Origin of the sequence: Bacteroides sp. AM37-9 (assembly GCF_003603455.1) — a bacterium.
GTDB lineage: Bacteria > Bacteroidota > Bacteroidia > Bacteroidales > Bacteroidaceae > Bacteroides > Bacteroides xylanisolvens.
Window position 1 is genome coordinate 27,037 of sequence record NZ_QTNF01000035.1, and the last position, 26,569, is coordinate 53,605.

Here is a 26,569-nt window from a genome sequence, read left to right on the forward strand (position 1 = left end):
CATAGCATAGGAAGATAAACTGGCTGTGAGTTTTCTTTTTAATAGTGTACACGTGCGCAGACGCAAAAGAATATTCTTTTTATATGAAAAAAGCGTGTAATTGAGGTGGCCCCCCTCCACCTCAATTACACGCTTTTTCTAATATAATTAATTATATAAAGAGAATAAATATCATAAGTAAATGATAAAGACAAAACAAATGAGCCTTTGCATCTTTTTAAAACAACATTTAGCTGGCTCATTACCAAAAAAACAGATGAAGTCTACATTGAAAGAGACATTGATATCGTTTTTATCTGTTTTTTAAAGACAGAAAGCATACCACGTTTTCTTCGTTAGCTTAAAAATTGATTTTTAATGGACAAACTTATTTTGTTCTACGAAATTGGGGTAATTTCGATTAGTAAGTATTATCTTTGCAAACTACAATGAGCAGCCCGGCAACAAATACTCTTTATTTATCCGGACATTGTTGCCAAATCGTTGTTCATTTGTATAAATCATTGATAATAAAAGAAATAATAGATTAATATGGCATTGCAATGTGGTATTGTAGGACTACCGAACGTGGGTAAGTCGACACTTTTCAACTGTTTGTCGAATGCGAAAGCACAGGCGGCAAATTTCCCTTTCTGTACAATTGAACCCAATGTAGGTGTAATCACTGTTCCTGACGAACGTCTGAACGCACTCGCTGAATTGGTGCACCCCCAACGAATTGTTCCTACAACTGTAGAAATCGTAGATATCGCCGGACTGGTGAAAGGCGCAAGCAAAGGTGAAGGACTGGGAAACAAGTTCCTTGCCAATATCCGTGAAACAGACGCAATTATCCACGTACTCCGTTGCTTCGATGACGACAATGTGACACACGTAGACGGAAGCGTAAATCCCGTCCGCGACAAAGAAATCATTGACTACGAACTTCAATTGAAAGACCTGGAAACCATCGAAAGCCGTATCCAGAAAGTACAGAAACAAGCACAGACGGGCGGAGACAAAGCTGCAAAGTTAGCTTACGATGTACTCGTTCAATATAAAGACGCACTGGAACAAGGAAAATCTGCACGTACAGTGACTTTTGAAACAAAAGACGAACAAAAGATTGCTCACGAACTGTTCTTATTGACCAGCAAGCCGGTAATGTATGTCTGCAATGTTGATGAAGCAAGCGCAGTAAACGGAAATAAATACGTAGATATGGTACGCGAAGCCGTAAAAGACGAGAATGCTCAAATCCTGATTGTCGCAGCCAAAACAGAAGCGGACATCGCCGAACTGGAAACGTACGAAGACCGTCAAATGTTCCTTGCCGAAGTAGGCTTGGAAGAATCGGGCGTAGCACGTCTTATCAAGTCTGCTTACAAACTCCTGAATCTTGAAACATATTTCACTGCCGGTGTACAAGAAGTACGTGCCTGGACATACGAAAAAGGATGGAAAGCTCCTCAATGTGCCGGAGTGATCCACACCGATTTTGAAAAAGGCTTTATCCGTGCCGAAGTTATCAAATACGATGATTATATCAAATACGGCTCGGAAGCAGCTGTGAAAGAAGCCGGAAAACTGGGTGTAGAAGGAAAAGAATATGTGGTGCAGGATGGCGACATCATGCATTTCCGTTTCAACGTGTGATTATCGGTTACCACCGACGACTTATTAATTACTAATTCGCTAACAATATGAAATATCTCATTGCAGGAACGGGAGGTGTAGGCGGCAGTATCGCAGGATTCTTGTCGCTGGCAGGCAAAGATGTAACCTGTATTGCCCGTGGAGCTCATTTGCAGTCGATTCAAACGAACGGTTTGAAACTGAAATCGGATTTGAAGGGCGAACATACGCTCCGGATTCCGGCAACTACCGCTGAAGAATTCAATGGAAAAGCAGATGTGATATTTGTATGCGTAAAAGGTTATTCGGTCGATTCTATCGTAGAACTGATTAAAAGAGCAGCGCACAAAGACACGGTTGTCATCCCTATCCTGAATGTGTACGGCACAGGGCCACGCATACAAAAGTTGGTACCGGAAGTCACTGTCCTCGACGGCTGCATCTATATCGTAGGCTTCGTATCCGGCACCGGAGAAATCACCCAAATGGGAAAGATATTCCGGTTGGTATACGGCGCTCATCGCGGCACGGTTGTGAAGCCCGGATTGCTGGAAGCTATCCAACAAGACTTGCAGGAAGCAGGCATAAAGGTAGACCTGTCACCAGACATCAACCGGGATACGTTTATCAAATGGTCGTTTATCTCTGCAATGGCCGTAACGGGTGCTTACTACGACGTTCCGATGGGAAAAGTACAGAAACCGGGAAAGATACGGGATACATTTATCGGACTTTCTACGGAAAGCGCTGCCTTAGGAAAGAAACTAGGCGTCGAATTTCCCGAAGACCCAGTCAGCTACAACCTGAAAGTGATTGACAAGCTCGACCCCGAAAGTACCGCTTCTATGCAAAAAGACCTGGCACGCGGACACGACTCGGAAATACAAGGATTGCTCTTCGACATGATTGCAGCAGCCGAAGAACAGGGAATAGATATACCGACCTACCGGATGGTTGCAGAGAAATTCAAAAAATCTAATCATTAACATTAATCCAATATAGAATGAATACCATGCTATTATCCATCAACTGGAACCCGAATCCCGAACTATTCAACCTGTTCGGCATTTCTATCCGTTATTACGGATTACTGTGGGCAGTAGGAATATTCTTTGCTTATGTGGTTGTTCACTACCAGTACCGGGATAAAAAGATAGAGGAAAAGAAGTTTGACCCGCTTTTCTTTTACTGTTTCTTTGGTATTCTAATCGGTGCCCGCCTAGGACACTGCCTGTTCTATGACCCGGGATACTACCTGTCTCATTTTTGGGAAATGATTCTTCCTATCAAGTTCATGCCGGACGGAAACTGGAAATTTACCGGATATGAAGGACTTGCCAGCCACGGCGGTACATTAGGACTGATAATCGCCCTTTGGCTGTATTGCCGCAAGACGAAGCTCCATTATATGGACGTGCTGGATATGATTGCCGTAGCTACTCCAATCACCGCCTGCTTCATCCGCCTTGCCAACCTGATGAACTCCGAAATCATCGGCAAACCGTCTGATGTGCCCTGGGCATTCGTTTTCGAACGTGTAGATATGCTCCCCCGTCATCCGGGACAGCTCTACGAAGCCATCGCTTATCTTATCCTGTTCTTCATCATGATTTACCTGTATAAGAATTACAGCAAGAAACTGCACCGTGGCTTCTTCTTCGGGCTCTGCCTGACTTACATCTTCACCTTCCGCTTTTTCATCGAATTCCTAAAAGAAAATCAGGAAGATTTTGAAAACAGCATGATGTTCAATATGGGGCAATGGCTAAGCGTTCCGTTTATCATAATAGGCGTCTATTTCATGTTCTTCTATGACAAGAAGAAAAAGAAAATAGCCTAAATCAAAAAAAGGGATTAGCGGTTCAAACATCACTAATCCCTCTTTCTTATCAATAAAACAAATGCCATTTCCCTAATGTCAGGACAACAATCGAAAACATATCCTAAGACATTATATACATTTTCAGCTTATTTCCCCCTGACTATCTTCTTAATATCATTCAGTTTATTCAGCGCTTCAATAGGAGTAAGATTATTCACATCAAGATTCAATATCTCATCGCGAATCTGACAGAGAATCGGATCGTCCAACTGGAAGAAGCTTAACTGCATACCTCCACGATTCTCGCTCACTTCTGCCAACGGTTTACCTGCTATGCCCTGTTGGCGATTATCAGATTCAAGCTGTTTCAATATCTCATTTGCACGTTTCACAATGCTTTTCGGCATACCGGCCATCTTTGCCACATGAATACCGAAAGAGTGTTCACTACCGCCACGTTCCAGTTTACGAAGGAAGATTACTTTATTATCAACTTCTTTCACCGATACATTATAATTCTTGATGCGCTTGAAAGATTTCTCCATCTCATTCAATTCATGATAATGCGTAGCAAATAATGTACGTGCTTTTGCTTTCGGATGTTCATGGATATACTCTACAATTGCCCAGGCAATGGAAATACCATCATAAGTAGAAGTACCACGACCCAATTCGTCAAATAATACCAGACTCCGGGAAGAAACATTATTCAGGATATCAGCCGCTTCATTCATCTCTACCATAAATGTAGATTCACCGACTGATATATTATCGCTCGCTCCTACACGGGTAAATATCTTATCAACTAAACCGATATGCGCACTTTCCGCAGGAACAAACGAGCCGATTTGAGCCAATAGCGTAATCAACGCCGTCTGACGCAAGAGTGCCGACTTACCGGCCATGTTCGGACCTGTAATAATAATAATCTGCTGTGTATCGCTGTCCAGCATTACATCATTGGCAATATACTTCTCACCTATCGGAAGTTGTTTTTCTATTACCGGGTGACGTCCCTGACGAATATCCAGTACGTCATTATCCTCAATAATCGGACGGATATAACGATTCTCACGGGCCACATTGGCAAATGACAACAAGCAGTCCAAACGTGCAATCTGATTCGCATTAATCTGTATCTGTGGAATAAATTCCATCAATGCCTGTACTAAGTCCGTATATAGCTGCGTTTCCAGAACCAGAATCTTATCTTCCGCTCCCAAAATCTTTTCTTCGTATTCTTTCAGTTCCTGCGTGATATAACGCTCTGCGTTGACCAACGTCTGTTTGCGAATCCATTCGGGTGGAACCTTATCCTTATGCACATTACGGACTTCGATATAATAACCGAATACATTATTATAAGCTACTTTCAAGCTCGGAATACCCGTCTCTTCGCTCTCCCGCTGCTGTATCTTTAGCAGATAATCTTTTCCTGAATAGGAGATTTGCCGCAATTCATCCAAGTCTGCGTTCACACCGTCCTGAATCACTCCACCTTTATTTATCAGTAAAGGAGGATCATTTTTAATCTCTTTGGCAATCCGGTCACGAATAGAAATACAAAGATTCAACTGTTCGCCAATGCGATTCAAGCTCGCATTATCAGCTTCCATACATGCCTGTTTTATCGGCTCAATTGCTTGCAAGGCAACTTTCAACTGAACGACTTCACGAGGCGACACACGCCCTACAGCCACTTTGGAAATAATACGTTCCAGGTCACCTATCAGATGCAACTGTTCTTCAATCAATTCCTTAAAATCTGGTTGGCGGAAGAAATATTCCACTACGTTCAAGCGTTCATTAATCGGCTTCTCATCCTTCAACGGAAAAACCATCCAACGTTTCAACAGACGCGCTCCCATCGGGCTGATCGTTCTGTCGATCACATTGATTAGACTACTGCCTCCATCATTCATATTGCCAATCAGCTCAAGGCTACGCACCGTGAACTTATCCAGACGGACGTATTTATCTTCTTCAATACGTGCCAATGAAGTGATGTGACCAATCTGCGTATGCTGCGTCATTGTCAGATACTGCAGGATAGCACCGGAAGCAATGATACCGTTTTTCAAGTGCTCCACTCCGAAACCTTTCAGATTCTTCGTTTCAAAGTGTTTCAGCAGTTTCTCACGGGCAGTCGTTTCTGTAAATACCCAGTCGTCCAGCTCGAATGTAAAGAACTTGTTACCGAAATTACCTTCAAACATCAGGCGTTTGCCACGTTCAAAAAGAATTTCCTTAGGGGCAAAGTTATTCAACAGTTTGTCTATATAATCAAAAGGTCCTTCTGCAGTAAGGAATTCACCGGTAGAAATATCGAGAAAAGCAACTCCACAGGAAGCCTTTCCGAAATGAACGGCAGCCAGGAAGTTATTCTCTTTATAGTTCAGAACATTATCATTGATAGAAACACCAGGAGTAACCAATTCGGTAATACCACGCTTCACCAGCTTCTTCGTCATTTTGGGGTCTTCGAGCTGGTCGCAGATAGCGACACGTTTTCCAGCGCGAACCAGTTTCGGAAGGTAGGTATCAAGGGCATGATGAGGAAAACCTGCCATCTCGATAGTTTTTCCTTTCCCATTGGCACGTTTTGTCAGTGTGATCCCTAAAATTTCGGCTGCAACGATGGCATCCGTAGAATATGTTTCATAAAAGTCACCGCAACGAAACAGCATCACTGCATCCGGATGTTTTGCCTTCAAATCCAGAAACTGTTTCATCATCGGGGTGAGGACGATCTCTTCTTCGTTCACGGGTGTCTCCTTTTCTTTTTTATTGAGTGCATAATGTGATTATCCTTGCAAAGATAACGGTTTTTCGGCAGAGAATCAACGGTATGCTCCGATTCAATTTTCAAAATTAATGTTACATACCTTGAAATAAGGAGGACTAATTTCTTAACAAGTAGGGGAAAACTATTAAAACGTGTTATAAAACATGCTATTTTTCTTGGATAATTTGCTAATTTCCCAAGAGTCCGTATCTTTGCAATGTGTTTTTCATAGTATTAGATTTAAGGTTAACAAAGGTTGGAGCAAGGCGTTGCTCCTTTTTTTATGCCTATACGCTTCGTCCCTATTTGATATAAACCAGCAGAACTCTCTCTTTTCAATCATCAGATTCTTTTGGCGCAATCTGAAATCCTAGAGATTCGGTTCAGAGCAACCCCACCTTTAAAAATAGATTCATTCCTGTCTCAGAAAGGAATGAAACAAATTCTTTTATAAATGCCATATTTTAGTTTTAATGTAAATATTATTACAGTAATAGATGCAATAGAAACAAATGGCGTTACCAAAAAAATGTCAATAAAACTCCTATGTATTTCTGATAGATAACACTGTTTTGTAAAGCACTGTTATCCAGTCGGTTACTATTCGGGGTTTTCCTTTAAAACCAACGCCCCGTTTCTCACCGAGAAACAACCTGTTCGACACCGAGAAACGAAGTGTTTCTCACCGAGAAACGAATTAACTGATAAAGTCCTAAACTTATAATTAAGGAAATTGTTAGTCTCTTTTATTTTTGACACTTCTATCGTAGGAATGCATATGTTGAAATATATTTCAATGATAATCTTATCATGTCCAAAATATAATGATATGGAATAAATTTATAACCATACATGAAACGAACCGTTTTGGGTATAGCAATTATGCCCCAAAATTGTCAAATTAAGCCACTTCTTTTTTGCCTTCTACAACATATCAAACTCCCCAATATGCAGTATAATGCAAAAAGCCAGTCGTAACATACCATGAACCAATTTTCTATACTTTTATAAAAATATAATAAACATCGAATGATATTCACTCAAACAAAAGCACACATTTTAAATACAAATATTATCATTTTTCTTGTTTATATCAGCTAATAATAATACATTTGCATATATTCAAACCAATATAATACAATTATGAATAAAATTACCATTTTTTCATTAACATTACTTTTCGCTCTAATTTTACCTTTATTTGCAAATGCACAGGTAACAGTGAAAGGTATTGTAACTGACGAAAGTGGGGTACCATTAGTAGGCGTATCCGTCCGCTATAAGGAGCTCCCCCAAGTCGGTGTTACCACAGATATTGATGGTAAGTTTTCCATCAAAGAGATGAAAGAAGGCAAGACACTTGTTTTTTCTTACATTGGCATGAAAAATGTAGAGCACTTATTGAAAGGAGCAACACCTTTTATCAAAATTAAAATGGAATCTGCAACAAGTGAACTGGATCAAGTTGTCGTTACAGGTTATACCCAAACTACTTTTAAGAAAATGACTGGTTCTGTCGGAATTATCTCGGCCGACCAGTTAAAAGACCAAGCCCAACCAACGGTAGACGCCCTCATGCAAGGTAAAATAGCAGGAGTGGCCGTATCAGCCATATCCGGACAACCTGGTAGTACACAAAAAATACGAATCAGAGGTACCAATACAATCACCGGAGATGGTGAGCCACTATGGGTTATCGACGGAGTTCCCATGCAAAGTGGAAGTACCGATATGCCTACCAGTGCTGAAATAAAATCCGGTCAATTTGACGACTTGTTCATGAATGGTGTCGCTGGCATCAATCCCAGCGACATAGAAAGTATTACTATTTTGAAAGATGCTTCAGCCGCTGCTATTTATGGTTCGCGAGCAGCCGGTGGGGTAATTGTTGTCACCACCAAAAAAGGCAAATCAGGAAAAGCCCAAATAAACTATTCAGGCAATGTATCAGTCACTTTACCACCCCAACGGAACTACTCTTTGATGAATTCACAAGAGAAGCTTGCCTATGAACAGGGATTATGGGATGAATTCTCTGCTCCTGGATTTGAAGCCGGGGCAAATGACTATCCGGTGGTAGGAGTAGTAGGCATCATTCGTGCTGGTAGGGGAAAGTTTGCCGGATGGAGCAAAGAACAACAAGATACGTATATCGAAGAATTAGGTAAAACGAATACCGATTGGTACGATGAACTGTTTCGCAACAGTGTTTCTACCACCCACAACCTATCCATTAATGGTGGTGGAGACAAATACACCTATTATACTTCACTAGCATATACCCGCAACGCTGGTTTATTGAAAAATAATGATTACGACCGTTATAACCTGACAGCTAATCTATCAATGCACCCCAGCCAGAAAGTCAAGATTGACTTTGGGGCATCCATGTCTTATCAATATTCAAAGTCCCCGGCACTGAATAGTCTCGATCCTTTCCAATATGCTTATTTTGCCAATCCATACGAAAGTCCGTATAACGAAGACGGCAGTTACCGGGCAGATGAAACATATTATGCACTAGGAGAATATAACAATAAAAAGACTAGTTCCAAGATTATACCTGATTGTGGATTTAATGTACTTCGCGAAATGGACGAAACTTCTTCACGCACTAAGAATATAAAAACAATGGTTCGTGCAGGAATTGATTACAGCATTATCAACCATTTGCGTTTTGTGGGTCTGGCTTCATATACTTATTCCACCAACCGTCTAAAGGAAATATATGGTAAAAACACAAAAGCAGCTTTAGACAACCGTCTCTCTATCGATAACAATACTAATAAGGAATATGCTTCTATCTTGCAACGCAATGTAGATAATGAGAGCTATATGGTCCGCGGGCATTTTGCTTATGATGATTCTTTTGGAGACCACTCTGTCTCCCTTATAGCCGGTGCCGAATTCCGCGGAAGTAAATCAGACGGTTTGTACAGCAAACGATACGGTTACGACGAAATCACCGGAAATGCCATAACCCCACTTCCTGATGACCCGACAGGAGTAGGCTACGAGAAGCTGAAAGCCTATCTCGCTGCTATTGATGGCTCGAACGGAGAAACATGGAGCGAACAACGCTTTGTCTCTTTCTATGCATCTGCTGACTATTACTACAAAAACAAATATGTACTGAATGTCTCTTTCCGTACTGACGGTAGTTCTAATTTTGGTAGTGACAAACAATTTAATCCTAACTGGGCAGCCGGCGCAGCGTGGAATGTTAGTGAAGAAGATTTCATGGCTTCGCTGAAACCCGTACTGAACAGATTAACACTCCGTATAGCAACCGGATTTACTGGTAACATCAACCGTAGTGTCAGCCCACAAATGATTATCAGTTACTACGATGACTACCGGAATATTTCCAACAATATTTATCATATAGGAAAAGTAGTTAGTCCACCGAATCCCAATCTACGTTGGGAAAAGACGCAAGACGTGAAAGTGGCTCTTGATTTCGGAATGTTTAACGACCGCTTGACAGGTATAGTGGAAGGATACTACCGGAAAAGTAAAGATATTGTAACAGGTGTGCAAGTACTAAGCAGCACAGGATTCACCCAACAGAAATACAATACTGCCAATATTGACAACAAAGGTATCGAAGCTACCCTGAATGGAACTCCTGTTAAAACAAAAGATTTCAGTCTGTCTCTTTCTGCCAACATAGCTTACAACAAGAATAAAGTGACCAAATATAAAGCTTCCTATAGCAGCATGGGATATAATAACTTATGGGAGGGCTATCCTGTAGACGCCATCTATAGTGGGAGATACACAGGTATTGACCCCGAAACAGGATTATATACATACCAGCTGCGTCCCGATGCTGAAATACACACAGCTACCGACTTGAATAAGCCCGATAATTACCGGTATTATCTAGGCACGAGTGAAGCTCCCGTAACCGGAGGATTTAATGTAACCGCCGAATATAAAGGTATTCGCCTTAGCGTAAACGGAACTTTTGCCACAGGAGCCAAAAATTTTGAATTCATCAAGTCGCCAACTTCAGCTAACACCGTAAGCGGTAATGGGGTATTTAATTACACAGAACGTGAACAAGTCTTCCAAAATGATTTGTTCGCACACCATCTGAATGTTCCGAAAGCAGCAGCCGACCGTTGGACGCCCAATAATACAAATGGCACTTATCCGCGCGTATGGAATCCGTTCGGTGAGGTTTACGGATTTGGCTATTATAACCCTATGCACAAAGAAATCACGCATGGAGCTTTCCTTACCAACTTATCTTATGCCAGAATTAAGAGCATCATTTTAGGATATACGCTACCTAAGAAGTTAATAAGTAATTCCGCTCTCTCCAATGTAGATTTCTCTCTGTCACTGAACAACTTCTTCACATTCACCAGCTATTCAGGCATGGATCCTGAAACCCCCGGTGCTACTTATCCGATAAGCCGTTCTGTGATGTTTAGCGTAAATGTTGGATTTTAAATAACAATAAACGATGAAAAATAAACTATTCATATCTATCTATTGTGGTCTAATGATATTGTTGGCTTCCTGCAACAATTACTTAGACGTAAAGCCCAAAGGAAAGATAATTCCTGAAACAGCTGAAGATTTTTCGACCATTATCCATTATTGGTTGGATCAGATAGAAAAAGGAAGAGATGACGTTATCATTCCCAATCCAGAAGTAATGACAACTTTAGAGATGTTTGCCGATGACTTGAATGCAACGCTTGCCAGCAATTTCGGCTATACGAGCATTTATGTGGGAAGTGCCATTAACAAAAATCAGGCCACTTACAAAACACTCTACTCTGTTATCAAAGACTGTAATATGGTTATCGGCAACATGGATGATACGGAATCCGATTTAGCTAGAACCCTATTGGGAACAGCCTGGAGCATTCGTTCTATTTGCTATTATAACCTTATGCAGCGCTACTGTGAGCCATACCAGCCGGAGACGGCAAAAGAGACTCTCGGACTTCCACTTGTCGACGATTTTGATATGGAAGCAAAGCCTGCACGCGCCAATCTGAAAGAAACTGCTGAATTTATAGAAGAAGGATTCCGAAAAGCCCTCTCATATAATGTGTCTAATGAAGACTTTATCTTTACTTCATCCGTAACAAAAGCCTACTTCGCACGTTTCTTCTTTTGGACACAGAACTGGAGTAATGCCATTACCTATGCCAAAGAAGTATTGGAAAAATACCCGATGCTGGAAGCTGACGAATATGTAGAAGCCATTAACCAGAAACAAGCAAAAGCACACAATGTCATTATCCGTTCATTCACCATGGATGATGATATAGGAACCATGAGTTACGCAACTGCACAAGCCGATATAAAATCAAGACCTGTCGACAGAAATTTGGTTGATTTATTTGCAGCCACCGACAATGATGTACGTCGCAGATGCAACTATGATTCCAAACGGATTGTCAATAAAATCATCACCACCAAGTTTCGTAGTGAAGAACTTTGCCTGATTATAGCCGAAGCCCACGCACATCTGAATCAGGAAACAGACGCACTAGGTTATCTTAACCAGCTTCGTTCCAAACGAATCACTCAGAATTATATAGCCTACACAATTGACAATCTCCCAGAAGTTTTCCAACAAAATATAAAAACCGACGCCACTGGGATCCCTTTGACAAAATTGATGTCAGCCATCCTCTGTGAACGCCGTAAAGAATTGTTTGTTGAAGGCGACCGCTGGTTTGAATTAAAACGCAACGGACGTCCGGAATTTTGGGTCGCTGCCAAAGGAAAGAAATTTATCACAGAAAAGTATCTTTATACTTTTCCTATTCCCAAAGCAGACATCAGATTATTTCCTGATTTGCTCATTCAAAATCCAGGCTACATAGAATAATTTATCCATAAAAAACAGAAACAGTTATGAAAAAGATACTATATATCCTATGTTTCATTCTCACAGGTTCTTCCGCTTTCTTGGTCTCATGTGATAAACCGGAAGAACTGACACCCAAAGTAGATAATACATCAGAAGATTATTTACTTCCCACCGGAAGTATCCTGAATGCACAAGACCGTGAAGAAGTACAAGCATTATGGGATGAATACAACAATGCCATTAACCAATAAAAAGGGATTAAAATGAAAACAAAAATCAGAATAACAGGCTCCTTTCTTCTAATGATTATACTAATCATAGTGTCGGCAGCTTGCAACGATGACGACTCGTCGGGTGCAAAGTTATCTTTTAGTCGCTCCATATACATATTACCTTCTAACGGTAGCCTGGAAGTGGAATTGAGAGCTTCTGTAGCACCTGAAACAGACTTAAGCATTCCTGTCATCATTGAAGGTACTGCCATATTGGATGAAGACTATGAAATTTCTGCTAACGGGTTCATGATAAAAGCCGGAGAAACAAGTGCCACTTTAACCATTACTCCCAAAAACAACCTGACTGCCAACCGTGAAATCCGCCTTTCCATCAACCCGGTTTCCGGATATACGCTCGGTGACAAGAAAATAGCGATCATCCCCGTTGAAGTGAAAGAGCACATTATGTATACTTTCAAGCCTGTTATCTATCGTCTGTTAAGTGAAATAGACATTAGAATCGAAGTGGAAGGAGAAAATAGCGGCAGCAGTTTCAGGGCAACAACAGACATCGTGTTGCCGATAGAAATAGACCCGTCCAGTACAGCCATATTGAACGAAGATTTTGAACTTGAAAACGGAATAACTTCTGTCACCATTCCAAAAGGATCTTACTACACACGTTTTAAGATAAAAATAAAAGAAGGAGCAGAAGATTATACAGGAAAAAACGCTATCCTTAAACTAGGTACACCAGTTGACAACTCCGAACTCTACTATCCGGGCTCATTTGTATCCTATAATATAAAACTGGATCAGTTAAAGTTTACTGACATGCTGGGCAAATGGAAACCTGTAGAGATTAAAGATAAAGACAACTATGTATATATTGGTATGCCTGACGAAGACTGGGTAAATAGTCTGCCGGAAAACAATGGAGCTAATGACTACCTGGAATTTGTACATCAAGAAGATGGTACAGATAAAATAATCCCATACCTGACGGGAGATTTAAAGAACTTCTTTTGCAATCCTCAAGGACACACTGTTGTTTTCGATCATATAGAGAAAGGCATCTATAACTGGGTAACTGACGAAGAATATGACGCTCCTTATTTCATCACCTCGCAAGTGAATCGTTGTTTCTCAAAGAGAAAAACAGAGCTTGGAAATGCATTTATAGGATTGGATAAGATAGATGATAATAATATCATCATTTACTTTCACGATTTTATACCAACTGATTTCTTCAGCTCAACGTTTGAAGAGTACGGTCATTATTTCGATGCGAGTTTCTTTGGTATAACCTACGCATTCACAAGGGTAGTAGAATAAACAAAACAGAAGAAAAACTTCATTAAAAATATAAGCCAATTAATTCATCTTATCACGAATTAATTGGCTTTTTTATATCTAATCATTTTATAGATTATATCTATTTCCGCAGTGCCTTCTCAATCGTAAACAACCGGTAATCATACTCCTCTTGCATTTCCCGGTTAGGTGCTACTGATTTCGCTCTCGTAAACTCACTTTTCAAATCCAACAGACAGCCATACCAGAATGGAGCCCGTTCAGGAGCAGAAGAATAAGGAATGCTCTCAATAGCCGTCATACCCCGGTAAGGACAGACAGTCTGAATAGTCAGTTTAGAAGAAGCATTAGCTGTCTCATCTTTCCCTTTCGGCACATTTACATTCGACCAAGAAATGACAAAACTCAGCAATTGTCCCTGTAAGAAACGTTTCCAGTCGTCAGGCTCCTTTCCTGCCCTTGTTTCCTTGAAAAGATGATTCTTCAAATCTTCAACAGCCTGCTGTTGCGTATAAGGGTCACTCGATTTGCTTTCGCTAAGCCAAAGGTTATTGAGCTGTATTAATAGCAAATTGGCGAAAAACTTCTGTGAATAGTCAGCAGCGCTACCTGTCAGCGCACAATGATTCAACAGTTCCCGATTGTCCAACCAGTTCATTTGACTGATAGCTTCCATCATCCACTGGTACGAACGACGTTGCAACTCTTTGGATACCGGTTGATAAGAAGGGTAACTATCCCCTTGATAACTGTCATTCAAATAGATTCCACCAACTTGCTGCAATACATGCTTCACGTATTCATCCGCCTGATTGATAATTTCTCCATATAGTGAGGCTCGTTTTTCATAGTTGAAATCTTCCTTGTCTAACCATTGGTTTGCATTCGCCACTACTTTACCCAAATTCTCAAAAGCAATGGTTGCCGCACGAATAGCATCATTTCCCAAATCCATCTCCATTCCGCGAGGATCATAATAAGCTTTCCTGCTCTGCGGACGTTTAAAAAGCAATAATGGGTTCTGATTCCGTTCAGAAACCAGCTTCCGCAAATCCGATAATTCTTCTTGCGGTGTTTTCTTATTCATTGGCTGATAAAGATAACGAATCGCCCAATGGTCATATTCTCCCAGCACTTGTTGCGTCAAAGGTATATCAGCACTATAATTATCAACCGAAAGTAAATAGTTCATCGGCAACTTATCCATGACTGACGCAGATAGCCCATGTTTTTTTACAAACTCTTTCGACTGAAGCGAATCTACCGGATAAGCAATAGATCCTGCCATATTATCCGTCAATCCCAGACAATGCCCCCAATGCCTCAACAATAACGAAGTCAATGCTTCTTCCACCAAATCTTCATCCGGCATCAACGTGCGGGCTTTCTCGTTAAAGGAAGCTGTCTGTAAGAAATAATTCAGCTGAATTTTCGAAGCTAAATTATGAGGGATATAAATATTGGCACTTATTATTTCTCCTGTCAACGGATCACTCCAATAATTATCCGTAATCTGACCGGAAGGTGAAACGACATACCGGATACAAGACTTAGTAATACTGTTGGCATCAAATCCTATATCTTTAGGGTAAGGTTTCACATCTAACGCATTAGAAAAACCTATTTTCTGAAAGCTTTTGTTCCATATCTCAGCGCTACGATACACACACTTCTGCCATTTTTCAGGCAACAGCGTATCCACATAGAAAACAACAGGTTTATCAACAGCCAGGTTCCAGCGATTCACCCAATACTGTATGTTGCTGCCTTGCTCCTTATCCGAAAAATTCACCTTGCCGCTCCATAAAGTTCCGATACGAGGATCAGCCAAACGAGGACAATAATCCCCATCTTCCGGTAATAACATAAAAGTACGCTTCACAACTGCGCTGAAGGGAATATTTTCTGCTATCGGAAAAATACCGAATAATGACATCGCTAATTCATAGCTCATATAGCATGAAATAGATACATTATCTGGATAAGAAGCTATTCCGGATATCATTGATTGTTTCTGTTTGAAAGAGGCTTTACGCTTCACCCAGCCCCCCATCGTATTGTATGCTTTCGGATCAATCGGATTCATGTATTTATCATCCTGAAAAACATAAGATGTAACGTCAATCACCAAAGCGCTGTCCGGAGAATAAGCCTTTATAGAAAACTGATTTAAAATGACATCACTGAAACTTTTTTTCAGCGCATCTCCGATACGAGAATCTTGTTCTGTCACCGGACGGTCCGCTACCTGATATAACCTAACCAAAGAATCGGACCGGCAGAATTTCACTTGTAAAGGTGCAACAGGGCAAAAGCCAACAGATGATTCCTGAGGGTTACTTAGTTTATCGACTACACCTCCCATCAGCAAACGTTTACCCAACACATCTCTGGGTATTTCCATATATACTTTATCGTCTACCCAATAAAGATTCATCAGTCCTTTAGTTTCGACGCTATTCGGTTTATCCTTCAACAGTTTTTCGTATGCGCTTTTGGGTTTAACCTGCTCTATTTTCCCTTTTTTCTTTTTTTTGGCAACAGCCTCCAAAGGAGAAAAGACAAACACACCAAATACTGATAAAAAGAGCAAAAAGATATATTTATTCTTCATAATCATCTGTTTAATGCATTATTCATTTGATGAAGCAATAACTGATAATGAAGCCGCGTATCTTTATCAACATGTTGCTTCCGGCTGTTTAATAAATTACGTATGCGCAGGAAATAACCATAACACATACTATCCTGGTTTTTGGGAATAAAATACTCTGCCATTGGTTCGTCAAATCCAGCCACTGGATTAAACATACGCCCCAGATCGGACGCACAACAACATCCTTTATGCCCTACACCTGTTTTATGATGAAAAGCAGCTAACTGCCCCCATGCATCTTCTTCACTTTTCAATGATTTAGTATCTTTACTCAATCGGATTCCGGCAGTCGAAGCCAGGTGTTTGATAAACAAATTCTGCAGTTTCATTTGAGTAGCACTTAATTTACGTCCTTGTATAGTAGGATTCCATATATATGTATAAATATCATTCATACATTCATCAACATCATATCCTTCTTCTTTACCGGCTTTTAATGCCGAGAATTCTACCCGGGCAGGAGCTTTCATCAATAATTTCATCATTACATCCCGCAAAGCATCCGATGGTTTCCCTACCATAGGCAGTACCTTCAGGACATTTTCATCATCCAGCCAATCCAAGGTCGCCAATTGCTCCAAAAAGTAATTCATCGCCTCTTTCTGCTTCTCTTTAGGTTCAACCTGCAAGGCTTCCACCTTATCACCAACCAATTTTTCATGCAAATAGATTCCTCCTATATTATGATATACATGCAACATATAAGTCAAATATTGCATGATTATACCATCGTAAATATCCGACCGATGTGTATAATCCACATCTTCTTCTCCTAGCCATTGATTCAGATTAGCCAGAATGTATTTCAGATTTTTCACTCCATATCGGGTTGCTTTCACAGCATCATCACCCAAATCTTCCGTTTGAGAACGAGGGTCGAGTATATCCGACTGCTGCTTACCATACCGATATACAGGATTATCTGATAAATCCGTAATCCATTTCGAAGTGATGGCATATTCCTCTTCCGGAGTTTTAGCTTCCGGCACAGGTGTATAATTCCAGCGAATCAGATAATCGTCATACAAACCAAAATATGGCGGCATCATACGTACTCCCCGTTCCATATCACCAGGTTGTGCCACATAATTAAAACGCGCGTAATCCATAATGGAAGTGGTAGTACCATGCTTCTGCGTAAATGAAGGAGAACGGAGCGAATCTACGGGAATTACGGAAGAAGCACTCATATTATGCATAAATCCCAAACAATGACCCACTTCGTGAGAAACGACATAACGTAAAGCATCGTCCATCACCTCTCTCGGAATTACTTTATGACGTACACGCTTATCGGCTTGAGCAGTTTGAATAAACAGCCAATTATTCAACAATTTTATGACGTTATGGTACAGATATACAGAAGCATTCAATATTTCCCCACTACGAGGGTCAACCCACGATGGTCCCATTGCATTCTCAATCCCTATCGGAGCATAACGAATACATGAATATTTCAAATTATCCGGATCAAATTCCGGATCGTCTTTCGGAAATTCTTTAGCCTGGATAGCTTGTGTAAAACCGATTTTTTCAAATGGCTCATTCCATTGATTGACAGCTTCAAATATAGATGCTTTCCAACTTTCAGGAAAACAACTGTCTACGTAGAATACAATCGGTTTAATAGGAGTCACTTTCTTTCCTTCAATATAACCTCTCAAATCTGAAGGTTCCAAACGCCAACGATTGGCATAATAGATAGAACGGGTTGTCTGTTTAGCAGCTGAATATTCATTTTTCATTGTAGGAAAAATGCCAATTCTGCTATCCATCAATCGGGGACGATAAGGAATCGTATCCAATAATATAATCGAACGGGTTACCTTTGCGGTCAGAGGCTCGTCTTTTATGTCTTTCCCTTTGCCCCCAGTCAACGAATAAGTATAATTCAAGCAACTACGGACTGATATGTTATCTTCAAAAGCCTTAAAACTATCAATAAATGATTTGTTACTTTGAAATGAGGCCAAACGTTTACGTCCCCCTGATGTATTCACGCTGTATTTATCGAACGGGGACATTAATTTATTGTCACTTACAAAGAAATCGGTAACATCAAAAACAACTGCCGTACTGTCGTTATTATAAGCCGAAATATCAAATACTTGCAGAATGGCATTCATATTACTCATCTCAATAGCTGCCTTCAATCGGTGACCATTGTCATCACCCACATTATTGGTCTGCACTGCCGACAAGCAGACTTTATTATTCAATTTCTCAAAACGAAAATGAAGAGGTTCGGTAGGTTTCGAACCAATAATAGCATTCTTATTATCACTAATTTCTGTTACTGTAGAACCTAGTAACATATCACGCTGCAACATTGATAAAGGAAGTTCAAAATAAACTTTCTCCTTTACTTTATGTACAGTGATAAAACCTTCTGCTTTTGAATGATTAGATGAGAACAGTTTATCATAAGCAGTTTTTTCTTTCTCAACAGACTCCTTCTTTTTTGACTTTTTGCGTTTAAAAGAAATAGCATTTGCTGATACACTCCCTCCTAGTATAGAAAACACCAAAAGAGCCACCCAAATTCTTTTCATTTTGATAATAGTGTTAATTCATATTCTGTAATAGGATACAAATTTAAGAATTATAAAGAATTAACTCCAATAAAATCGACTTTTTCCTCCAGAAAAACTACACAATATTTTTTGTAATACATCGACCTATAAGTTACACTTCACTTATAAACTGCTCAAAACTATATTTAAAATCCTCATTCAATATTAGCTTATACTCCTTGGTGAATTGATCAAATGCAGTATATGCCATTCCCATGCGTTTCAAATCCACTAAAGCACGGCACTTAACGCGAACAGACTCTTCATCTAATGAATCAAATCGCAGAATACAATTTGAGATTTGTATTCTCAAGTTATCATTTCCTACAAATTGCTTGCTATCTCTTAACCGGCTCAGAAGATCAATCATTGAATCGGAATAATCTGCTTTAAAACTATCTACCCAATCAAATTGCATGTTAGGAAGCAATTGACCAAATGAAGCCAGACTCAATAATTTTTCCAGATCTTCCTTATGGACCACATCTAAAGGCGCCATCTTTTGCATCAATTGATTTGCTATAGTATAGTCATTATATACATGCCCCTTATTAAGAAAGTACCAATAACCATTTGCCGATGATATCTCCGTATCTCCTACCTCTTCCAACAAAAGACGTATCTTACGTATATTTACACTACGGTTATTAGAAAAACTCTCCTCTGACTTATCATACCACAACAATTCTTTTAACTTGATATTAGAAATCCCCTTATTATTCTGATTGGAATAAAGAATAATAACAGATAATAATTGACGCATGATAGGCGTAAACTTTCCGGTAATGTCTTTTAAATCCCGATTAATTACCTGAAATCCGTTTAGCATATAAATTCCTGGTGTGGTGTTCAATACAGGAGCTTCAAACGAGGAATATAGGTGGTCATTTTCTTGAATTTCTTTTTCACTATTTATATTTGAAACAACCCCTTCTTCTTTTTCACAAATATCTTGTTGAGGAATAGATATAGCTTCTTTCTTATCATGCTTTCTGCTATTCTTTAATCTCCACCCAATTCCCCCTAAACCTGCTACACAAATACATACAAACAGTAATTTCCACCAAGTCCCCTTGTTTTCCTGTACTATTATATTTTGAATAGGCAACACTGGAGATGCAATAGAATAAATATTAGCTTCATAATTATTCCCCTCTACTTGGTGAACTGTTACAGCGTAATAACATTTTTCTGAAGCAAGATAAATTAAATCTGCATGAGAATTAACATCTAAGAAAGTATAAGGTATTGTATCACCTAAAACAGTTTCTTGTCCATTCTCCAAATTTAAATCTTTCAAAACCAGAGAAGATAGAAAACGACCTGAAGAAAAAAACAATCCTTTTGCATGTTCACCTTTTTCTACTTCATCAACTATCAACGTAGAAGCAGCTACCTCATCACAAAGATTCTCCGGTATAGCCCACTTTTTTTCCAAAGAATAATCATTCAAGTTCAATTTATACAAATCCTTATAATGAACGACCCCATACTCCTGTTTACCCAAGTCATTTCCCAATCCTCCATAAATATAAACCAGCGAATCGGTCTTCCCTATGGCACTCAAATAGCGAGGAGTAATCACATCCGGCAACTCTCCCTTTATCACTTCACCCGATAGAGATATTCTATTCAACTCACGGGTATACAAATGAAATCCATATCCCAGAATTTGTACAATTGATGAATCTTTTGGATTGAAAAACCGATTATGTTGTGTATAAGAAGACTGCCTTTTCCGTTGGATAGGAATAGACCAACTTTTTGTTTGAAAATTGAAAAAAGACAAATTCTCCCCATCAGGCTTCTCAAAGTCATAATAAACCAACTGGCTACCTTTATCTTTCAAAGGAACAAAAAGAAACTGGTTAGTGATCCGACTTACATCAATCAATGGCGAGAAAACATATTCTTTAGTTATACTCCGTATTAAATCATATTTGACAATACGATCTTTTGCAATAAAATAACATGCCGACTGATCTTCACACGGGACAGGAAAAGTCTTGGATGAAAAAGATAACGTTTTCCTATGTTTCCAATATATATGACTATTAATAATCCATTCCGGATTTGATATAAAAGCTGTCATCTGCCGAAACTTGTCCTGAAGCAAAGTGTCAGATACGGCTTGCTCCAACGACCATTCATATTTTATGCTCCCAGGTTCCAGACCGATCTGTACATCCTTCAAAATAATAGGTGCCACGTCCGAAGTGGTGTAAGAAGCTAATTTATTAGCACCAAAACAGACTTTAACAGAATGATTATCCGGGGCGGTAACTTTCTCTTTAGAAATAAGAGAACCATTATTTCGGACATATAACGTATCATTTTTATACTCCAATTCTATCTTTATCCTATTCCATTCATGAATATCGATAGGCGCAGAAGAGTGTATCTTTCCTAAATATTGCTGGTCTTTAATCAAACACAAATAAGGCTTTTCGTTCACAGGATTAACCAATATCAGATTGAGGCTATTTCTATTGTCAACAATCATACGGCATACATAACCAAAATGCTCGCCTTTTTCCCTAATCTTCAAATCAAAAGAAACAGATAAATAATCTTTGAATCTCACTCCCTGATTGCCGGACGGTATGATGAATGAAGTACGTTCATCTTTTGAATATTCATAAGCACGAAAAGAAAGGCCTCCGATATTTTCACCACCCCAAGTGACTATAGTCTTCGAGATAAATAAAATATAAAATAGCAGTCGGATATATTTCATAGTAAAAGCTTATTTGAAGCAAAGATATAAAAAATATGTTTTTTCAATCTTAGGATATTAAAATAATATAGTTACTCTGCACCAATAACGAAATATATCCGGCTATTATACTCCACATCCTTATCGAACCGGCATCCGGGACGAACGCAGTTCTCCTCTCAAATATTTAGCAGCTTCACCTGCCAGCCAAAGATAATGATCGGGTGCTTCTCCTTCATAAGTTATAAAAGAACTTTCACCCACCGGAGGTGTATTTGTACATTTAAAGAAAGCTGTCCCCTCATCTATCTCATCAAACATTGCCAAATAAAGGCTTTCTGCTCCTGCATCTACAGCACCTTTCACCTGTTGCCAGAAGAAACGTCCCCCTAATCTCGGAATCATGTTTTGCGGAGCATCCTTTTTCATGTTATGCCAACTAAAGCCCGGAAACAACACCGGCATATAGTCTTTACCATTCGCTTTGCACCATTTTATATCTTCCTCTATCAATTTACGATATGGCTCATACGTATGATTATCAAAACGTCCTACCAACCATGGATGGACAATATCCGCCTGTTTTACCAGTTCGAGCAATCGCGTATCAGAAACAGCATCTATCGTTAATGTCCGCCAATGAGTAGGTACACCTACCAATATAGAACAACCTTCACTCTTCAGGAAATCAATGATTTTCTTTACCTGCTCATATCCATATTTACGGCGATCATTAAACCCTATTCCCCAAACAGCAACTAACGGTTTACCATGATGATAAACATAATGATTGTTGTTCCGGGAAACTAGTTTATACTTCTCACACAGCTCTTTCCAGTCACGTATCAATATATCTTCCTCACCGGCTTCCATACCGGAAAGGTCATACATCAGGCAAATTGCCCGGTCATACTTTTCTGCCGAAAGAACAGCATTATTCAGTATCTTATTATAATTATCCTTCCCTTTCTGATTTCGTATAGAAACAACAAAACGTTGCATAAATACCCCATCAATTCCATATTGCTTCATCCATTTAAAATGCAGATCTGTAGTAGAAGCATCATACGAACTAAAAACCTTTGCCGGTGTCTCATCAGGTAACTTAAAAGCCGTTTCATAGGTTTTCTCATATTCAGAAACATCCGGCCAAAGATCAATGGTACACTTGCCCGGTTTGAACTCTTTTTCTTTTTCAAAATGTTTCCAACCCAAACCAGCACCGTCTTCAGGAGTATTAAACCACCCCTGATACCCTGCCATCACTAAATTCTTTATTGATTTGAAACGGACACGACTCATCGACTCCGTTGTTTTTGCCGCCGGATCAGACATCAGCACCTCTTTAGGAAATTGATTTAAGGCAATAAATTCACTGATAAACCGATCCGGATATACTTTCACAAGATTCATCCCTTGATACCCTGTCCCCAGCACCTTTCCTACCGGACCTATCGTTATCATTTCCATATTGCCCACCTTTCCATAAGCATTGTTATGTAAATGCCCTGCAAATATTGCGTTTACTCCATATTTCTGAAACAAACGCACATATTTCTCTCGCATAGGCAAAGAGAAATTCGAATAATTCACAGGTTCATCCATCCGCTTTAGAAAAACAGAGCAATGAGTAAAAACAAACTTGAATCTGGCATCCTTCGTTTTCTGTAATTCCTGTTCCAGCCACTTAAATTGAACTTCTTCCCTCTCCTTGTCCTCTTCTTTTATCATATTTGAATCAATACCTATAAATACACAATCACCATACCTGAATGAAAAATGGGTTTCTCCGTAGTTCTTTTTATAATTATCTATAGAAGCCCGGCTGACCTTACCTATATCGTGATTTCCCGGAATCATATAAACCTTTACTGAAGAGTCTATTTGAGCAATCATCGACTTATAAGCAGCAATCTGTTCCTTACTCTTCGAATTATTTACAAAATCACCGGTTATCACCACAAACGGAGGTTTTAACTGATTAATAGCTGTCACAGCCTTATTCATAGCCTCTGTTTCTGCCGAAATACTCTTATTATTATCTATGAAGCCAAATTGGGGATCACTTAATTGCAAAAAGAAAAAGGGAGCAGAATCCGCAGCTATCCCATGAGATACAAAAACAGCCAAGAGAAAACAAACGACCGATATTATTTTCTTTCTCATAAATTATTTATTGTTATCACGAGATACGACGATCTGCCTGATGCGTCGTATCCCGTTATTAATAACTATTACTTCTTAAATTGATTTCTGGTTATCTTCAGAAATTCTGATTTGTTTTCCTCCGTCGGTTCCAAATTCGTTCCTTTCTGGTAATTATTCCATGAATTGACTAACACAATGTTTTTACTTCCGATATTCCGTTTAGCTACATTACAGAAATTAATATAATCAGCAGTCTCTCCATCTTGCCCGAAAGTATATTTATAACTTGAAGTTGAATTGATACGGTCATTATAAGAAGGAAAGATACAAGGAACAAAGTCTGTATTCCATTTGGATATTGTAGTCTTCCAATTGGCCCAATTCAAATCAACAAAACTGAAAAAGGCATAATAACGGTCATACATATTCGTTGACCAGTCGTTCACTGTCACTCCATCAAAAGAAGCAATCTGATGTTCCTCATAATTCACCGGAGCTACCCAACCGGTAGTAAATTCTCCAATCGTATAAAGATCATACCCCAATTCTGATACAGCCTTCTTTAATGCCGGGATGACCAAAGAATAATCAATACTCTTCAATGCAGAAGAAGAAAGGTTAGACGGAGTTATTAGAATAACCGGTCTTCCGTTCATTTTATAATAGGCCTCATCATTAAATAAAGGCACTAAAGTATTCGTAAAGTCATTGATCATCTTATTCAAATTCTCTTCCTCTTGAAGCGGTTTGTCATTAGATACTTTCAGATGTTTGGTGTTATAATTGATCACCAAGCGGACTTTTGCATTGGTTGCCGCACGTACAGACTTAAAGTTTGTAATCAATGTATTATCTGCTGAAGCAGCATCCCAAGTAACTATCAGAAAGTCCAAGGCAGCCTCATCCGCCCAAGCAAGCTGTTGCTGTAACACTCCACTAGTTGTAGACAAATATTCACCCAACAAAGGAGTACCGGCATATATTTTCTTACCGGACTTTAACCAGCTGGAAGAGGAAGTTATATTGGTATAATAAGCACCGACTATCGCATCCACAGGTAAATCCGTCTGTGGTATATCATACACATATTTGCTCTTATCAGGAGCCAAATGATCGTCTTTATCACAAGATACAGCTAACAAAGCGATGAATCCGAGCAATATAATAGTTATCTTTTTCATATCCTTCATTTTTTAATTATTCGTCAAATAAGGGTTAGTCTTAGTGGGCAATGCAAACCATAACTTAGTCGACATTGCATCTTGTCCACCATCGAGATTTGCAATACCTTTCGTCAATTCATATTCATTGTTTGTTTTCTCGCTATCGGGATATACCAATCGCTGAGGAATATAAGCATAAGGATTATCCTTGGTGCCCGCATTTACAGCACCATATCCGGTTTCCGGCTGGAAATGCGGCGGGAATTCCAATACTTGGCTACGGCGAATCAGTGTCCACGCATCCAACGATTGATAAAACATAGCTATATATTGCTGCATGATAATTTGACGATAAATCGGATCAGGTTCATCAGAGGTAATAGCAGAAGATACAATGCCGATAAAATCTTTATAATAATCTTCACCTTCTTCTGTGACTGTGAGATCTGTCAATGTATTCCATTTAATTCCCGGAGTCTGAAGATAATTATTTACTTTTCCACCGTCTACGCCATATTGAGCCATCGAAGCGTTCACACCTGCATTGTAATAAGCCTCGGCTGTTTGCGAACCACTTCCCAAACCTTTATGAACCAATTCACTTTTCAACAGGCACACTTCTGCATAATTCATAATTACTTCTGCATAACTCTGCTCCGTGAATTTATCCTGTAATTGAGAGTAATCATCTGCCGTCTTTCCACTGTGCGGATTGGGAGACAAGCTGACTCCCGAAGGCAAATTAGAAACTTTCGGTTGTCCCCAATAAGGTGCCCAATGGAAATTATCAGGCATAGAAGCAGCATTGGCAGGAGTAAAAAACTTCTCCAACCGCGGATCAGCATAGGGAGCCATATACATCAGAATCGATTCGCCGGCAGAGTGAAGCTTATCCAAATTACTTTCACGGTTGATGACCAGATAATCATAAAAATAATTTCTTGTATCTGCGTTATCCCCCCATTGCAAAAGACAATTATCTTCATTACTTGTCATCAAGTTCTGTTCATTTTCCATAAGTTCATCAATCACTTCAGTCGCTTTCGAACGGTCAGCATTACAAATACGAACGGCCAAACGCAAACGTAGTGAATTGGCAAACTTCTTCCATTTCAATAAGTCGCTGGATTTCTGTCCTGAAGGAAAAATAGGGTCTGCTTTATAAACATCTCCATCCATCTTCAACCCGTCGGCACATGCTTTCAAATCATTCAGCATAGCATAATAAATATCCGATTCCTTATCGTAAGGCACTCTCTCGCCGGCATTAAATGCCTGACTTTTAGGAATACCTCCCCAAATAGAAACTGCTTGTGAGAAAAGATAATTTTCCCATATTTTAGCAATAAGTACACGATTGTGATATTGCTCGTCATTTTCCATTTGCGTTTGTATAAAGTGAACAGGAAAAATAGCATAGTTATATACATTCTTCCAATATGAATCATTAGTTGAACCTTGATTTCCATACCGTTGTACCTGTCCACCAGTAGCTCCACCATAATAATGGCTATAGTTGGCCAACAACACTTTTTTCATGCTTCCGCAAAAAGCATTCAGCGTATAATAAGAACTCGTATTGAACAAATATTCAGGATTAATTTCATTCAGTTCATTGGGATTGGCATTGGCAGATTCAAAGTCATTCGTACATGAAACGAAAGAAATGGCCATTGCAGCAAAACCGGCTAATAATATTTTAATCTGTTTCATAATATTCT

14 protein-coding genes are annotated in these 26,569 nt (G+C 39.4%); 7 read left to right on the forward strand and 7 right to left on the reverse strand.

All coding sequences use genetic code 11. The features are described 5' to 3' along the window. Positions 1-531 precede the first annotated feature (531 nt). The 3 genes from ychF to lgt are packed head-to-tail and all read left to right on the forward strand — an operon-like array spanning position 532 to position 3,454. Complete coding sequence (ychF, locus tag DW862_RS20460) at positions 532-1,635, forward strand: redox-regulated ATPase YchF (protein WP_004298673.1); 1,104 nt, start codon at positions 532-534, stop codon at positions 1,633-1,635. 47 nt (positions 1,636-1,682) lie between these two features. Beyond that, positions 1,683-2,600 carry a ketopantoate reductase family protein gene (locus DW862_RS20465; RefSeq protein ID WP_004322665.1) on the forward strand — a complete coding sequence of 306 codons (918 nt, stop codon included), beginning with the start codon at positions 1,683-1,685 and terminating at the stop codon, positions 2,598-2,600. A 17-nt stretch (positions 2,601-2,617) separates the two neighbouring features. Then, complete coding sequence (lgt, locus tag DW862_RS20470; protein WP_008641392.1) at positions 2,618-3,454, forward strand: prolipoprotein diacylglyceryl transferase; 837 nt, start codon at positions 2,618-2,620, stop codon at positions 3,452-3,454. Positions 3,455-3,582: 128 nt separating this feature from the next. Here the strand turns inward: lgt and mutS are convergent, their stop codons facing one another. Continuing rightward, a complete protein-coding gene (mutS, locus tag DW862_RS20475) occupies positions 3,583-6,171 on the reverse strand; it encodes a DNA mismatch repair protein MutS (RefSeq protein WP_032849410.1) in 2,589 nt (862 codons plus the stop codon). A gap of 1,193 nt (positions 6,172-7,364) precedes the next feature. Here mutS and DW862_RS20485 point away from each other — a divergent pair. The 4 genes from DW862_RS20485 to DW862_RS20500 are packed head-to-tail and all read left to right on the forward strand — an operon-like array spanning position 7,365 to position 13,613. Further along, positions 7,365-10,682 carry a SusC/RagA family TonB-linked outer membrane protein gene (locus DW862_RS20485; protein ID WP_008023592.1) on the forward strand — a complete coding sequence of 1,106 codons (3,318 nt, stop codon included), beginning with the start codon at positions 7,365-7,367 and terminating at the stop codon, positions 10,680-10,682. A gap of 13 nt (positions 10,683-10,695) precedes the next feature. After that, the gene (locus tag DW862_RS20490; protein ID WP_008023593.1) at positions 10,696-12,081 is read left to right on the forward strand and encodes a RagB/SusD family nutrient uptake outer membrane protein; all 1,386 of its coding nucleotides are present in this window, start codon (positions 10,696-10,698) and stop codon (positions 12,079-12,081) included. Positions 12,082-12,107: 26 nt separating this feature from the next. Further along, complete coding sequence (locus tag DW862_RS20495; RefSeq protein ID WP_004307714.1) at positions 12,108-12,314, forward strand: hypothetical protein; 207 nt, start codon at positions 12,108-12,110, stop codon at positions 12,312-12,314. A 12-nt stretch (positions 12,315-12,326) separates the two neighbouring features. After that, on the forward strand, positions 12,327-13,613 hold the full coding sequence (locus tag DW862_RS20500) for a hypothetical protein (protein ID WP_008023595.1): 1,287 nt from the start codon (positions 12,327-12,329) through the stop codon (positions 13,611-13,613). Positions 13,614-13,713: 100 nt separating this feature from the next. Here DW862_RS20500 and DW862_RS20505 read toward each other — a convergent pair whose 3' ends face one another. The 6 genes from DW862_RS20505 to DW862_RS20530 form a co-directional block, all read right to left on the reverse strand. Further along, positions 13,714-16,212, reverse strand: a complete 2,499-nt coding sequence (locus tag DW862_RS20505) for a zinc-dependent metalloprotease (RefSeq protein WP_008023597.1) — start codon at positions 16,210-16,212, stop codon at positions 13,714-13,716. Beyond that, on the reverse strand, positions 16,209-18,800 hold the full coding sequence (locus tag DW862_RS20510) for a zinc-dependent metalloprotease (protein WP_117811230.1): 2,592 nt from the start codon (positions 18,798-18,800) through the stop codon (positions 16,209-16,211). The genes DW862_RS20505 and DW862_RS20510 overlap by 4 nt, the downstream gene beginning before the upstream one ends. A gap of 133 nt (positions 18,801-18,933) precedes the next feature. Continuing rightward, a complete protein-coding gene (locus tag DW862_RS20515; RefSeq protein WP_117811233.1) occupies positions 18,934-21,558 on the reverse strand; it encodes a hypothetical protein in 2,625 nt (874 codons plus the stop codon). Positions 21,559-21,678: 120 nt separating this feature from the next. Next, complete coding sequence (locus DW862_RS20520; RefSeq protein WP_120070141.1) at positions 21,679-23,703, reverse strand: metallophosphoesterase; 2,025 nt, start codon at positions 23,701-23,703, stop codon at positions 21,679-21,681. A gap of 68 nt (positions 23,704-23,771) precedes the next feature. Continuing rightward, entirely contained in the window at positions 23,772-24,866 is a 1,095-nt protein-coding gene (locus DW862_RS20525) for a glycoside hydrolase family 99-like domain-containing protein (RefSeq protein ID WP_074908747.1), read from the reverse strand. A 12-nt stretch (positions 24,867-24,878) separates the two neighbouring features. Continuing rightward, complete coding sequence (locus DW862_RS20530) at positions 24,879-26,561, reverse strand: SusD/RagB family nutrient-binding outer membrane lipoprotein (RefSeq protein ID WP_061447930.1); 1,683 nt, start codon at positions 26,559-26,561, stop codon at positions 24,879-24,881. Positions 26,562-26,569: the final 8 nt, after the last annotated feature.

Coding starts and splice junctions, on each gene's coding strand:
- ychF (WP_004298673.1), top strand. CDS start 532: ATGGCATTGCAATGTGGTATTGTAGGACTACCGAACGTGGGTAAGTCG.
- DW862_RS20465 (WP_004322665.1), top strand. CDS start 1,683: ATGAAATATCTCATTGCAGGAACGGGAGGTGTAGGCGGCAGTATCGCA.
- lgt (WP_008641392.1), top strand. CDS start 2,618: ATGAATACCATGCTATTATCCATCAACTGGAACCCGAATCCCGAACTA.
- mutS (WP_032849410.1), bottom strand. CDS start 6,171: ATGATGAAACAGTTTCTGGATTTGAAGGCAAAACATCCGGATGCAGTG.
- DW862_RS20485 (WP_008023592.1), top strand. CDS start 7,365: ATGAATAAAATTACCATTTTTTCATTAACATTACTTTTCGCTCTAATT.
- DW862_RS20490 (WP_008023593.1), top strand. CDS start 10,696: ATGAAAAATAAACTATTCATATCTATCTATTGTGGTCTAATGATATTG.
- DW862_RS20495 (WP_004307714.1), top strand. CDS start 12,108: ATGAAAAAGATACTATATATCCTATGTTTCATTCTCACAGGTTCTTCC.
- DW862_RS20500 (WP_008023595.1), top strand. CDS start 12,327: ATGAAAACAAAAATCAGAATAACAGGCTCCTTTCTTCTAATGATTATA.
- DW862_RS20505 (WP_008023597.1), bottom strand. CDS start 16,212: ATGATTATGAAGAATAAATATATCTTTTTGCTCTTTTTATCAGTATTT.
- DW862_RS20510 (WP_117811230.1), bottom strand. CDS start 18,800: ATGAAAAGAATTTGGGTGGCTCTTTTGGTGTTTTCTATACTAGGAGGG.
- DW862_RS20515 (WP_117811233.1), bottom strand. CDS start 21,558: ATGAAATATATCCGACTGCTATTTTATATTTTATTTATCTCGAAGACT.
- DW862_RS20520 (WP_120070141.1), bottom strand. CDS start 23,703: ATGAGAAAGAAAATAATATCGGTCGTTTGTTTTCTCTTGGCTGTTTTT.
- DW862_RS20525 (WP_074908747.1), bottom strand. CDS start 24,866: ATGAAAAAGATAACTATTATATTGCTCGGATTCATCGCTTTGTTAGCT.
- DW862_RS20530 (WP_061447930.1), bottom strand. CDS start 26,561: ATGAAACAGATTAAAATATTATTAGCCGGTTTTGCTGCAATGGCCATT.